This window comes from Natronomonas salsuginis (genome assembly GCF_005239135.1).
Classification (GTDB): Archaea; Halobacteriota; Halobacteria; order Halobacteriales; family Haloarculaceae; genus Natronomonas; species Natronomonas salsuginis.
This window is the reverse complement of record NZ_QKNX01000002.1, coordinates 357,649-371,032: the sequence shown is the minus strand read 5'-3', so window position 1 is coordinate 371,032 and position 13,384 is coordinate 357,649. Positions and strand designations below refer to the sequence as shown.

Annotated in this window: 11 protein-coding genes; 4 read left to right on the top strand and 7 right to left on the bottom strand. The window is 64.2% G+C overall.

What is annotated here, in order from left to right; translation table 11 throughout:
* Nucleotides 1-23: 23 nt before the first annotated feature.
* On the bottom strand, nucleotides 24-788 hold the full coding sequence (locus tag DM868_RS06650) for an IclR family transcriptional regulator (protein ID WP_137276083.1): 765 nt from the start codon (nucleotides 786-788) through the stop codon (nucleotides 24-26).
* Nucleotides 789-1,580: 792 nt separating this feature from the next.
* Nucleotides 1,581-1,943 (bottom strand): NifU family protein, encoded by a 363-nt coding sequence (locus tag DM868_RS06645; RefSeq protein ID WP_137276082.1) that lies wholly within the window; start codon nucleotides 1,941-1,943, stop codon nucleotides 1,581-1,583.
* Between the two features lie 132 nt (nucleotides 1,944-2,075).
* Here DM868_RS06645 and DM868_RS06640 point away from each other — a divergent pair, with 132 nt between their 5' ends.
* Nucleotides 2,076-3,218: an acyl-CoA dehydrogenase gene (locus tag DM868_RS06640; RefSeq protein WP_137276081.1), complete on the top strand. Its 1,143-nt coding sequence runs from the start codon at nucleotides 2,076-2,078 to the stop codon at nucleotides 3,216-3,218.
* An 889-nt stretch (nucleotides 3,219-4,107) separates the two neighbouring features.
* On the opposite strand, the gene DM868_RS06625 is transcribed toward DM868_RS06640, so the two are convergent.
* A complete protein-coding gene (locus tag DM868_RS06625; protein WP_137276080.1) occupies nucleotides 4,108-4,383 on the bottom strand; it encodes a PadR family transcriptional regulator in 276 nt (91 codons plus the stop codon).
* 90 nt (nucleotides 4,384-4,473) lie between these two features.
* Between DM868_RS06625 and DM868_RS06620 the strand changes: the two genes are divergently transcribed.
* Together DM868_RS06620 and DM868_RS06615 are read left to right on the top strand one after the other, a co-directional pair.
* A complete protein-coding gene (locus tag DM868_RS06620) occupies nucleotides 4,474-4,743 on the top strand; it encodes a DUF7111 family protein (protein WP_137276079.1) in 270 nt (89 codons plus the stop codon).
* A gap of 64 nt (nucleotides 4,744-4,807) precedes the next feature.
* On the top strand, nucleotides 4,808-7,009 hold the full coding sequence (locus tag DM868_RS06615) for a DUF7527 domain-containing protein (RefSeq protein WP_137276078.1): 2,202 nt from the start codon (nucleotides 4,808-4,810) through the stop codon (nucleotides 7,007-7,009).
* A gap of 57 nt (nucleotides 7,010-7,066) precedes the next feature.
* Here DM868_RS06615 and DM868_RS06610 read toward each other — a convergent pair whose 3' ends face one another.
* Nucleotides 7,067-7,372, bottom strand: a complete 306-nt coding sequence (locus tag DM868_RS06610; RefSeq protein ID WP_137276077.1) for a hypothetical protein — start codon at nucleotides 7,370-7,372, stop codon at nucleotides 7,067-7,069.
* A 388-nt stretch (nucleotides 7,373-7,760) separates the two neighbouring features.
* Between DM868_RS06610 and DM868_RS06605 the strand changes: the two genes are divergently transcribed.
* On the top strand, nucleotides 7,761-9,131 hold the full coding sequence (locus DM868_RS06605) for an adenylosuccinate synthase (protein ID WP_137276076.1): 1,371 nt from the start codon (nucleotides 7,761-7,763) through the stop codon (nucleotides 9,129-9,131).
* A gap of 10 nt (nucleotides 9,132-9,141) precedes the next feature.
* Here the strand turns inward: DM868_RS06605 and DM868_RS06600 are convergent, their stop codons facing one another.
* The 3 genes from DM868_RS06600 to DM868_RS06590 all read right to left on the bottom strand — a co-directional run bounded on the left by DM868_RS06600 (nucleotide 9,142) and on the right by DM868_RS06590 (nucleotide 13,333).
* Nucleotides 9,142-9,570 carry an SRPBCC domain-containing protein gene (locus tag DM868_RS06600; RefSeq protein ID WP_137276075.1) on the bottom strand — a complete coding sequence of 143 codons (429 nt, stop codon included), beginning with the start codon at nucleotides 9,568-9,570 and terminating at the stop codon, nucleotides 9,142-9,144.
* A 98-nt stretch (nucleotides 9,571-9,668) separates the two neighbouring features.
* Nucleotides 9,669-10,625, bottom strand: coding sequence for a transcription initiation factor IIB (locus DM868_RS06595; protein ID WP_015409142.1), 957 nt, complete (start codon nucleotides 10,623-10,625; stop codon nucleotides 9,669-9,671).
* Between the two features lie 365 nt (nucleotides 10,626-10,990).
* The gene (locus DM868_RS06590) at nucleotides 10,991-13,333 is read right to left on the bottom strand and encodes an ATP-dependent DNA helicase (protein ID WP_137276074.1); all 2,343 of its coding nucleotides are present in this window, start codon (nucleotides 13,331-13,333) and stop codon (nucleotides 10,991-10,993) included.
* Nucleotides 13,334-13,384 lie beyond the last annotated feature (51 nt).

The following is a 13,384-nucleotide window of genomic DNA, read 5'->3' as shown; positions in this document are numbered from 1 at the left end:
GCCGACTTAACACTTTCCGGGCGTCACAGCGCCGAGTAGCCGAGGTTGACTTCGATCACGTTTCCGGCCTGCAACACCGCGTCCTTGATCCGCTCGAACGCGTCCGCCTCGCGCAGCCGACTGATCGGTCCGCAGACGCAGATCGATCCGTGAACGCGGTCGTCGGTGTCCACGATCGGCGTCGCGACGCAGAGCACCCCGACGATCAACTCGCCTCGATCGACAGCGTACCCCTGTTCGGCGACGCGTTCGAGTTGGGATTCGAGGGTCTCTCGGTCCGTGATCGTCCGCTCGGTCAGCTTTTTGTCGCCGTACCTGTCCAGTATCGACGCCCGGCGTTCGGCGGGGAGGTGCGCCAAGATCGCCTTTCCCAACGCCGTCGTGTGAAGCGGCATTCGGATGCCCACGAAGTTGTGTGGGTCGATCGCCCGGTCACCTTCCTCGAGCGACAGGACGACCCCCCGATCGTGCTCCTCGATCATCAGGCTCGCGAGCTCGCCCGTCTCGTCGGCGAGCCCCGCCACCTCCGCGGCGGCGCTCCCGTAGAGTCCGAGTTTCGAGCGCCGCTCGGCTCCGAGCTTGAGAAATCGCATGCTCGGGTGGTAGCCGTCCTCCCGTTCGACGACGTACTCGAGTTGCTCCAGTGTCGTGAGGTGGTCGTAGACGGTGCTGATCGGCATCTCCAATCGGTCCGCGAGATCCGTCGCGCGCCCGCCGTCCATGCGCGCCAACTCCTCGACGACGCCGAAGGCTTTCTCGATGGTCGCGATCGTTTTGGGGCTACCCATGCGCCGCCTGCGTCCACTGGACGCAAATGTGTTCCGATACTATCGGAACTACGCGTCGTCGTCGATGTATTCTTTCACTGCGACGCGTCTCCGCAAGAATATGCGGCCAGTCGCCCCTCACAGCGCATTCACGACCGTTGCTCCATCGGGCGTGAGTCGTACGATCCCTGAACCGGCGCGGTCGCTGCGGTGCTCGCCAAAGCGATCGCGCGTCTCTACTGTCGTCAACTCCGGTATATACAGCTTGTGCCCGGACCGATCCCGGATTATGTAACAAACTTAATTTTGTTACTGTAGAGGTGCGACATTTTACTCCGAGAATGTCGGAACAATGTATCCGAACGCCGATCGCGATTCGCCCGACCCAAAGTAACAAATATTCGATGTTTTTTGTATCATAAAATAGTTATTTATGGGAGAAACTCCCCGATATGTCTCGATAGTGGAGTACAACAGACGCTTGCGATAATAAATTTTTCGCTGCTTTATTCGTGTATGTTTAATTCACACACGACCTTTTTGTTGTAGTTCTCACGCTTCTGCTCAACTATGCAAAATTCAGCTTTTCAACGCTTTTTACATATTCTCACACGACTACTCCCATCTTTATTATATCTATAATATATATTTATTCAAATTTTATTGTCATATGTGGTCCAGCAGGTATCCACGTGGTGATTCCACCGTCCTGAGCCCGATCTGGGAGCGGTTCGGCGGCGGCGCGGCTCCGCGCGTGCCGGTCCATCAACATAGCTCGCCGACTCGGAGCGGGGAGTTCCGCGGTTCGTCCGTCTAGAAGGGTGCCTGCGGTCCCTCGTCGCTATCGTCGCTGCCGCCCTCACCGGGGAACGATGGGGACACCTGACCGCCCATCATGCCCTCGCTGCCGCCGTCCATACCGGTGTCAGCGTGGACGGTATCGATCTCGGGAATCTCCTGAGTCATGCGGCTCTTGATCGCCTGGATGGTCATCGGTGAGATGCCACAGCCGGAGCACGCGCCCCCGAGCATCACCGTCACTTCGCCCGCCTCGCGGTCGAGGTCTCGGATCGCGGCGCTGCCACCGTGCATCTGGATCTGCGGGAAGTTCCGGCGAAGGAAGTTGGTGATTCGTTCGCGGAGCTCGTCTTCGCTGTCGGCGGTTTCCGTGCTCATGGGCACGTATACGTGGTGCACCCGTATGAACATTTGGCTCCGCGGCGAACCGGGTGACCATCGCCGAGACCGAGCTTTCGCGGTCCGTTCGGAGAAAGGAAAGGTCAAGTGCCGACGAAATAATGATGAGGTATGGATTTCGCCTTCAGCGCCGAACAAAAGCAGATCACCGAGATGGTCGCCGAGTTCGTCGACGAGGAGGTCGTCCCGCACGCGGCGGAGATCGACAAGACTGACGAGTTCCCGACCGAGATCGTCGACGAACTCGCCGAGTTGGGCTTGATGGGGATGCCATTCCCGGAAGAGTACGGCGGAGCCGGCCTCGACTACCACGCCTATCCGGCGGCACTTTCGGAGATCGCTCGCGGCTCAGGCGGCCTTGGGACGATCCTCGCCGCTCACATCTCGCTTGCCGGAAACATGCTCTACCAGTTTGGCGACGAGGAACAAAAACAGGAGTACCTCACGCCGCTGGCGCAGGGTGAGGACATCGGTGCGTTCGCGCTCTCGGAGGCCGGCGCGGGCAGCGACGTGCCCGCGATGGGGACCACCGCGGAGCGCGACGGCGACGAGTACGTGATCAACGGCGGTAAGCTGTGGATCTCGAACGGCTCCGTCGCCGACACTATCACCGTGTTCGCGATGACCGACCCCGACGCCGGAAACAAGGGGATCTCATCGTTCGTCGTCCGCCCCGAGGAGGACGACGGGTTCATCGTCGAGGGGACGGAGGAAAAACTCGGCGACAAGGGCTGTCCGACCGCCGAACTCCGGTTCGACGACGTCCGCGTCCACGAATCGCGCCGTCTCGGCGACGAGGGGCGCGGCTTCGTGCAAGCGCTGAAGACGCTCAACGGCGGCCGAATCACCATCGCCGCCCGCTCGGTCGGTATCGCCCAAGCCGCGTTGGACGAGGCGACCGAGTACGCCCAACAGCGCGAGCAGTTCGGCAGCCCGATCTCGGAGTTCCAGGCGATCCAGCACAAACTCGCCGACATGGACACGAAGACGCGCGCGGCGCGGCTGCTCATGCACTCGGCGGCGGACAAGAAGATGCGCGGCGAGAACTTCATCAAGGAGGCCGCGCAGGCCAAACTCTACGCGTCGGAGATCTCCCGTGAGGTCGCCAACGAGGGGATCCAGATCCACGGCGGCTACGGCTACACGAAGGACTTCCCCGCCGAGCGCTTCTACCGGGACGCGAAACTCAACGAGATCTACGAGGGGACGAGCGAAGTTCTCCGGAACACGATCGCGAACGAACTGTTCGACTGATCGGCGCACGTCGCCTCGATACCGTCCTCCGTCGCACGGCATTTATATACCGCCGCGAGAGCCGTCCCCGGGTCGACCATTTTTACTTGTAAATTCTCCCGACACCGCGGTGGTCACGGGCGTCCGTTTCCACCCCTGAAACGCCACTTCCCGGCTCTTGTATAAACACCTGTAATGTACGGGTGTGGAACGAGCGTGACCCAATCCAAAACCAACACCCACCGACGGACGTTCCTGAAGGCGGCGGGTGCGGGGAGTGCACTCCCCCTCGCCGGCTGTACCAGCAACGGTGCGGAGGAGGCTTCTGCGGAGGCGCAGCCCCGGTCGCAAGACGAGGGGCTGGATCCTGCGAAGTCGGTCGACACCGATCGAGCTAGACACGATCGGCGCGCCCGGAAGCACCGCCGGGACCACGACGGTTCCCGAAATCGGCTGAGTCACGCTCGTCGAGCTGTTCGCGACGTGGTGTACGGTCTGTGAGTCGATGATGCCGGAACTGGCGGCCACGCACGAGTCGGTCGGCGACGAGGTCCAGTTCGTCTCGGTGACGAGCGAACCCCTGGGCGGCACCGTGACGCGCGAAGACGTCGCCGAGTTGTGGGCTGGGCACGACGGCTCCTGGCCGGTCGCCGCCGACCGTAACCTCCAACTGAGGCGTGCGCTTGCCCCTTCCGGGGTCCCCTACAAGTTCGCTCGTCCAGCGAAACTGGGTCGTCTGGCGGAGTCGCCGGCGATCGAGCGCCGAGGAGATGACCTCGCAGATTCGGAGCGCGCTCGCTCGTCCGATCGCCGGGCGCGTCGGCACGCTCACGCGGCTCGCGGGTACCGTGCTCGTGTTCGCGGGCATTGGCCAGCTCTACGGTGGCCTGTCGGTCTGGCCCTATCGCACTCACGTGTCATCGACCCGCGATCGCATCCACTCGAGCTGGGTTTCGACGCGCTCTCGTCCCGCCTCGGTCAGCGAGTAGACGTCCTCAAGCCCCTCGACGCGCTTTCGGACGAACCCCTTCGATTCGAGAGCGTCGAGGGCACCGTAGAAACGATCCGGTTTGATCCGGCGGTCGTAGTGCGACTCCATCGCGGATTTCAGCGCCTGCGCGCGCCGCTCCTCACCGTACAGCAACACGCAGATGTCGCGACGGAGGCCGCTCGTGAGCCACTCCATACGTGCGTTCGGCGAGGCGGCCCGAAAGACCCACCGGATCGTGCGGCCGGGATCGGTAGTTTGGCAACCGGTCGATCCGTACCGGCGAGTATGTCGACCGCAGAATCCGACGGAATACTCGCTCGCTACGACGAACGGAACGGCGAACGCCTGCTGGCGTTCGAACGCGACGGCCGGACCGCTGTCATCGCCCAGAACATCGAGGGCTACGCGATGTTGAAGGTGCGACCGAGCGCCGACGGCGACGAACTAGAGCGCTACTACGGCTTCGACATGGCGCTCGATCACGCCGCCGAGCTGCTCGGGGTCGACTCGGCGGCGCTGCCGATCCCCGATGACGCCGCGGACATGGGAATGTAAGGGCGACGGCTCGATGGCCCAATCGGTCGGTAGCTATATGTCTGTCCTGTGGCTTTCCGTGCACATGGACGCCCACTCCGTTGTCGACGACTGGGACGCCGCGCCGTTCGACGGTGGGTTCGCAGGACTCGACGAACTGGCTTCGCGGGGATTCAGCGGCGCTGTGGAGGCCCGCGGGACGTGGCTGTTCCTCCGGGAGGGGGAGCCGCTCGCCGTCGTTTCCGATCTCGACACCGCCCCTCATTCCGGCGATATCGATACGTTCGACGAGGCTTCGGGACAGCAACACGAGGCCCCGAATCCGACCGTGGCGACGCTCGCCGCGATGCTGGCTCTCGACGGCGACGTTCGCGGGCAGTACTTCACCGACGACACGCCCATCGAGGCCGTGGACGAAACGCTCTCGGGCGGTGGGTTCACCGGCTACGTCGAGCTCTCCGAGAACGTGCTCAGCGGCGATTACTACTTCGTCTACGTCGACGGCGAAGTCGACCACGTCGGATTCGTCGGCTCCTCGCAGTTGCTTCTCGGCGAGGACGCTGAATCGCGGGCCACCGACGAAGTCGGCATTTACGCCGTCACCGCGGTCCGGCTCCCGCACCCCGAGCTGCCCGCGCCCCCGGAACCGGACCCAGAACCGAAAGACGACCCCGAACCGGCACCGGGTTCAGAATCAGCGTCCGACCCCGCCCCGGTATCGGGATCCGACCTCACCGACGAACCGACGGCCGGCGACACCGAACGCGCCGAACCGGACGACGACTCGAAATCGGATCCGACCGAGAGTTCGCCGGCAGCCACCAGCTCCGAACCGCCGACCGATGCCGACACCGACGTCGAACCCGCGGACTCCGCTTCGGTCGCCGTTACGGATGCGCACGCGGACGCTGTCACGGATGCCGGCGCTGATTCGGTTGCCGACGTCAACTCGGATCCGGCGGACACACCGTCGGAGTCGGACACCGAAGATCCCGTGCCTACCGAGTCCGCGAGCGCGCACGCTGACACCGAGGACTCGTCCGCCGACCCCGCGGCCGGCTCGACGGACTCGGGGTCGCCCCGTTCTTCGAACGCGCGCGCCGACTCCGCCCCCGATACGACCGTCGCGACGTCCGAAACACCGGGACGTGGGTCCGAGGACAGCACCGGGCACTCGAACCGGAGCGATAGCCGAGGGGCGGGCGGGATCGAAGCGGTCACGACCCGGACGGTCCCGTCGCTCGACCCCGAAAACAGCGGTCGGAGCGACGATTCCTCGGGGCCGACGGACACGCCCAGTTCGCAACCGTCGCCGCGGTCGCAGCCGACGGACACGCGCTCCGACTCGCGCGCCGAGACGAGTCCCTCCGCCTCGGATCGAGATGCCGAACGACGCGAGGAGTACGAATCGAAGCTCGAAACCTACGAGTCCCGGATCGAGGAGTTAGAGGACGAACTCGACGACGCCGACGCGCGAATCGAGGAGTTGGAGACCGAAATCGAGGCGATTCGGTCGGAACGCGACGAGCTGCAGGCGCGTCTCGACGCGGTGGACAGCGCCCCCGGTACGCGCTCGATGTCGGCGACCGAGGCACTCGCCGGAACGAGCCTGTTCGTTCGGGAGACGACCCGCGGCGAGGCCACGCTCGAGGACGCACACGACGGCAACGCGGATCGGGAGACGGTCGCCTCGAATCTCCGCATCGAGTACCACACGACGTTCGACGACGGCGCGGTCTCGGTCGACGGCGAGCCGTTCGAATCGTGGCTCCACGCCTCGGACACGCACGCGTTCGCCGAGTGGCTCGTGATGGAACTGCTCTTTGAGATCCGATCAACCGGTTCGGTCGAGGGGCTGCGACCGCTCTACGATGCGCTCCCTGGGATCGATCGGATCGGCTTCGAGGAGACGATCGCGGTCGGCGACGGCACGGACGGCCACGAGGTCTCCTTCGACATCGTCGCCCGCAACAAAAAGGGGAATCCCCTCGTCATCATCGAGTTCGACCGACAACGCGACCCGACGCGGGCGGAGGCGATCGAACCGTTCGTCACCGATGCCTCCGACGTGTGCGAAGACCACGAATCACTCGCGTGCGCGGTCGCAATCACGTCGAGTTACTTCGAGTCCGACGCGATGGGTGCCGTCGAGGAGGCGACCAGTACGAGTCTGCTCAGCCGCAGCAAACACCGGAGTTACGTGAAACTCTCGCGGGCGAACGGGTACCATCTCTGTCTAGTCGAGGCGAGAGACGGTTCGTTCAACCTGACCGTCCCGGAGTTGTAGCGGTCACCGTCGGCGGCCGCGGCTATCGGCGTGAGAAAACGTCAGAACAGATCCGAATCAGCCTTGGATCTCCGGCATGTCGTCGATTTTCATGCCTTCGAGTTTGTCGATGATGTCGTCGATCTTCGAGTCGAGATCGTCGACGAAGTCGCCCGTGTCTTCGGTCGTGATCGCACCCTGGCTCGACGGCTCGATGAGGTTCTCTTCTTCGAGTACGCGGAGCGAGTACCGGACCTTGTGGTGTGGATAGCCCGTTTCGTTCGACATCTTGACGATACCGATCGGTTCGTTCTCGATCACCATTCGGAGCACCCGAAGGTGCCGTTCGAGCATGTCTACTTCCTTCTCTAGTCTATCTATCATGGCATTTGTTAACTTGTGTTTGCAGGTTTTAAATGTTGCTGTCCGCACGAGCAAAATCAGTGTCCCAACCGAACCGTGACACAGATTCGCGTTAGGTGTATAAAGCCCTTGTGACCAATACACGCATGGTACCGGTTCAATGGTAAAAGATACCGACGTCCGGGCGTGCGCGTTGCTCCCTGTTCACACTTGGAGGCGCTCGCGCTGCTCGCGCCTCCCACATCTCGCGGCTCTTTCGTCGCCGATCGATACACTGAGAGACTCGCTTCGCTCGTCTCTCCCAGTTCACGGGTCGCGTTGCTCCCCGTTCACACTTGGAGGCGCTCGCGCTGCTCGCGCCTCCCACATACCGTAATCGGTTTACCCCATTGGTGGCAACGTCGTCTCGATGACCGTAACCATCGTCGGTTCACAGCTCGGCGACGAAGGGAAAGGCGGCATCGTCGACGTGTACGGCGATGCCGTCGACGTCGTCGTGCGCTATCAGGGCGGCGACAATGCCGGCCATACCGTCGTCTACGAGGGCGACGAGTACAAACTCTCTCTCGTTCCGTCGGGTGCCGTCCGCGGCAAGATCGGCGTTCTCGGCAACGGCTGTGTGGTCAATCCGAACACGCTCTTCGAGGAACTCGATGCGCTCTCCAAACGCGGGCTTTCCCCGGACGTCCGCGTCGCAGAGCGCGCTCACGTCATCCTTCCGTACCATCGGATCATCGACGGGATGGAAGAGGACGTGAAATCCGACGACGACCTCGCCGCCGGAACCACCGGTCGCGGAATCGGCCCGACCTACGAGGACAAGGCGGGCCGACGCGGCGTTCGGATCGGCGACCTGCTCGACCCGGAGACGCTCCGCGATCGACTCGAGTACGTCGTCCCACAGAAACGAGCGCTCGTCGAGGACGTCTACGGGATCGAACTTGGCGGGGACGTCGATGCCGAGGCATTCGACATCGACGCGCTCTTCGAGACGTATCGTGGCTTCGGCGAGCGGATCGAACGCGAGGGAATGGCCGTCAACTGCGGCGAGCTCCTCCAGCGTCGACTCGACGCGGGCGACGAGATCATGTTCGAGGGCGCACAGGGCACCTCGATCGATATCGACCACGGGATCTACCCCTACGTCACCTCCTCGAACCCCACCGCCGGGGGCGCTGCGGTCGGCACCGGTGTCGGCCCGTCCGTCGTCGGTCGGGGCGAAGTGATCGGGATCGTCAAGGCGTATCTCTCCCGCGTCGGGACCGGCCCGCTCCCGACCGAACTCGGTTCCGTCGACGGCCAGACGCCGGAGAACGGCGGTCGTCCCGGGGAGTCCGAACTCGCGACGTTCATCCGCGACAAGGGCGGCGAGTACGGCACCGTCACCGGTCGCCCGCGACGGGTCGGTTGGCTCGACATGCCGATGCTCCGCCACGCGGCGCGCGCGAACGGCTTCACCGGTCTCGCGATCAACCACATCGACGTGCTCGCCGGCCTCGACGAGGTTCGCGTCGGCCACAGCTACGTCCTCGACGGCGAGGAGCTGCTCTCGATGCCCGCGACGACCGAGAAGTGGGGCGACTGTGAGGCCGAGTTCCGGACGTTCGACGGTTGGGACGACGTCGACTGGTCCGCCGTCGCCGCGGAGGGCTACGACGCCATACCCCAAAACGCCCGAACGTACCTGGACTACGTCGCCGACGAACTCGACACGCCGATCTACGTCGTGGGAGTTGGCCCCGGTCGAGAGGAGACCATCATCGTCGAGTCGCCGTTCTGAGCGATCCCGGCTATGCTACCGTCTCCGCCTGCCGCTTCAGCGCCTCGTTCATCTCCTCGAATCCTCGTTCGGCGGACTCGACATCCAGTGCGATCGGGATGAGAACTCCCGCGAACGTCTCGCGCTGGAGGAACCGGACGCCGTCGACCGCCGGCTCGATGATGAACTCGTGGCGGCTGTCGAAGAGATTCGGAACGAACAGCCGCCCGAGCCAGACGAGCCGACCGTTCGGTTCGACGATCTTCACCCGCGGCTTGAACGTCATCGGTCGATTGCCCGGCGGTTCGACCCTGACGCGTAAGCGCGCGTCGCGCTCGATCGTCCCCTCGGCGTTCGGTATAAACGGATTCCAGTCTGCGTACGATTCCAGATCGGTGAGAATATTCCAGACGGTCTCGGGAGACGCCGCGATGCGGATCTCGTGTTCGACGGTTTTCACACCGGAGACAGGGGCGCTTCGGTCAAGAGTATGCAGTCGATACGGCTATACGGCCGCTTCAGCCCGACAGGCGCGATCACGAAAACGGGGACGTGCGATCAGTGGATGCCGAGCGCTTCGATCTGCTCTTGATACCGGTTTCGGATCGTGACTTCCGTCACCTGTGCCACCTCGGCGACCTCGCGTTGGGTCTTCTTCTCGTTACAGAGCAGCGAGGCGGCGTAGATCGCGGCGGCCGCGTAGCCGGTGGGAGATTTCCCCGACAACATCCCTTTCTCGGCGGTCACTTCGATGATCTCGCGGGTCTTCTGCTCGACCTCCTCGCTCAGGCCGAGTTCCGAGCAAAAGCGGGGGACGTACTGGACCGGATCGACCGGTTCGAGCCCGAGCGAGAGCTCCTGTGCGATGTAGCGATACGTGCGACCGATCTCCTTCTGTTCGACGCGGGCGACCTCCGCGACCTCGTCGAGGCTGCGCGGAATGCCCTCCTGCCGGCAGGCGGCGTAGAGGGCGGCCGTGGCGACGCCCTCGATCGAGCGGCCGCGGATCAGGTCGTCGTCGAGCGCGCGACGGTAGATGACCGAGGCGACCTCCCGGACCGATCGGGGGACGCCGAGGGCCGACGACATCCGGTCGATCTCCGACAGCGCGAACTGGAGGTTCCGCTCGCCCGCGTCTTTGGTTCGGATCCGCTCTTGCCACTTCCGGAGGCGGTGCATCTGTGAGCGTTTCTCCGAGGATATCGAACGGCCGTAGGCGTCCTTGTCTTTCCAGTCGATCTGCGTCGTGAGTCCCTTGTCGTGCATCGTCTGCGTCGTCGGTGCGCCGACGCGGGACTTCGACTGGCGCTCGGAGTGGTTGAACGCCCGCCACTCCGGTCCGCGGTCGATGTTCTCCTCCTCGATGACGAGCCCGCAGTCCTCACAGACGAGTTCACCCCCTCCGTCAGCGCTCCGTACCAGAGAATCCGACTCACACTCCGGACAGCCGGTCTCTTCCTCCGTTTCTGTCTCCTCCTCGCTGGTACGCTCTCGCTGGCGGGTGGGTCCTGGCATTATACTTATATGGTTTGACGACTCTACATATAAATGCTTTGCACACCTGGCTTTTTGCCCCGTTTTCGGTGAGCGCCCCGCTGGCGGTCCGGTCGTCCCCCTGCGGGCGAGCGATTCGTCCAACGATCGATGTCGCCGCCGTCGCCCTGTTGGCCGTGCGAGCGCCCCCGGGTCGCCGTATCGATCGCTGAGTCGGCCATCGAATTTTTGTATTGGGACTGAGAAAATCTCATCGTAGCCGGATATGCGAGCCGACGGCCGTCGGTGTTCGTCCGGAAAGGCGAAGGGGCGCGCTCGCCAGAAGGCGTCCCGAGCGGACGCGGACGGCTTATGTCGAAACTGTATCTGTGAGCAGCGCGTCCGACTCACTCGCCCCAGAACTGCTCTAACGCGTAGTCGAACATGTCCGTTCCGACGGGGTTGAACTCCTCTCGCTCGGCTTCGCCGAGCAGGTCGCGAACGCTATCCCACGACTCCTTCGCGTAGCGTTCGTCACAGAGCACCCGAACGCCGCGCTCGTCGGTCCCGCGGATGACCCGACCGATCGCCTGTCTCGCCTTCCTGACGGCCGGGACGGCGAGCGCGTATTCGAACCCGTCACCGAAGGCCCGGTCGTAGGCGGTCCTGACCGCGCGGATCCGCGGACTCGCCGTGTTGATGATCGGGACCCCGCAGACGATCGCCGCGGAGAGTCGGTCGCCGCGATAGTCGACGCCCTCCGTGAGCGTTCCGCGGAGACTCGTCACCAACACCTTCGGCCCGCCCTCGAAGAACTCCCGTTTCAACCGCTCGGTCGCGACGTCGTCGGTCGCCTCGTCGAGGAGGACGGGCTTGTCGACCGCCGAGAGCACCGAGGCGGCCCACTCGGCCTCTCGGTAGGAGGGCATCCCGACCAACACGTTCCCGGGGCTCGTGGCGACCTGTCTGATCGCCCTGGCGTGTGCGCGTCGCGTCGGCGTCGCCTCGTCCGTGTCGCCACGGTTGCTGTACGTGAACTTCGGCGCAGCGAGTGCGAACGACGCCCGATTCTCCGCCGGAAACTCGAGTCCGTAGGTGCGCGTTCGAACGGGGCGTTCGGCCTCCGATTCGAGGTGGTCGAGTCCCGTCACCTCGGCGAACACGTCGAGCGGCTCCAGCGTCGCGCTCATCAACACGCCACCGCCGAACGCGTCGAGTCGGTCGCCGATCGCCCCGGCGGGGAGACAGTTATGCAGGCGGTACGTCGCGGTGTACGCGCGCCGCCACGAGCCGTCGGGGTGGATATCGTCCCACGTCCGCTCCAATTCGATTTCGCGGAAGAACTCCGTGTGATCGGCTCGATACCACCGTCCGAGCGTCCGACCGACCGGCGGCGCGGCCCGGCGTTTGTCTTCCTCTTCGATCGTGTCGAGTATCCGGCCGGTCACCGCACAGACGCTCTCGGCGCGGGTCCAGATCCGCGCGTCGAATCCGTTCTGCTCTGCCCACCGCGTCAGTTCGTCCGTCGCCGGCGTCTCGGGGTCGCGAAGCGGGAGTTCGTCGTCGTCGAGTTCCGCGAGGTTCTCGCGCCACCGTGGTCGCTCCTCGTCGAGGTGTGCCGTCACTCGATCGTCGAGTCGATCGACGAGCGCGGCCAAAAACCGGCGGGTATCGCGGAGTTCGCCGAGCGTCACGTCGGTCTCGGCGAGCGCCTCGCGGATCGCTGTGGCCTGCTGTTTCGCATCCGAACCGTATCGCGCCTCAGTGCCGGCCTCTTCGACCGCCGCGACCGGTTCGATGACCCGCGAGAGCTCGTTCTCGGCGTTCGAGAGCGCCCGATCGGAGACGCCGTCGCCAACGAGCTCTCTGACCCGCGGTTCGAGCATGTGGGCTTCGTCACAGACGACGAACGTCTCTTCGTCGATGAGTTCGCCGGTGAACGATTCGACCGTCGTCGGATCGAACGCGTGGTAGTAGTTACCGACGAGCACCTCGACGTGCGGCAACAGCGCGCCCATCACCGAGTGCGGACAGCTCCCCCGGCCCGCCGCCAGCCGAACGAGGTCGTCGGTCTCGATGAGCCCGCGATCGGTCGGATCGAACGGAACTGCCTCCACGGGATCGCCGTCCTCGGGCAGGTCGTCGAGATACTGCGCGTAAAAGGGGCAGTACTCGACTGTTCCGCCGTACTCCGGCATCTCTTTCGGGTACGGCGTCGGCTCGTCGGCGGCTTCGAGATACGTCGCTCCGCGCTGGGAATCAGCCAGTCCGACCTGTTGGCTCTTCGCGTCTGCGACGAGCGATCCGGCCGTCGTCTCCTCCGAAACGAGTCCGCGCGTTCGGTCCCGCAATCCCTCGCACCGCTCGTAGACGTTCCGATCGTCGATGCCACCCGAGCCGGCGAGGTTGTACGGGCAGACGTCGGCCTTCCCGACGAGCGTCATCGCCGAGACCGCTCGCCAGTCGTCGGGAAGGTTCGCGTTGATCGTCCGGAGATCCTTCTCGAACTGTTTGAGCTGTTGTTTGACGCTCGTCAGAACGAAGACGCGCTCGAACGGCGAGTCCGGATCGCGGACGAGCGAGATGCCCGCGGTGAGCGCGAGCATCGTCTTTCCCGTTCCGCAGGCTCCTTCGAGCGCCAGAAAGCCCGATCGCTCGGCGGTTTCGATCGCGGCGTCGATGCCGTCGATCTGATCGTCGTAGGGCTCGTCGTGGCCGAAGATCGGCCGCCAGTCGGACTCCGAGGACACGACCGGAACTGGCTCGTCTTCACCTAAAGACGTATCGACCGCGGCACAGCT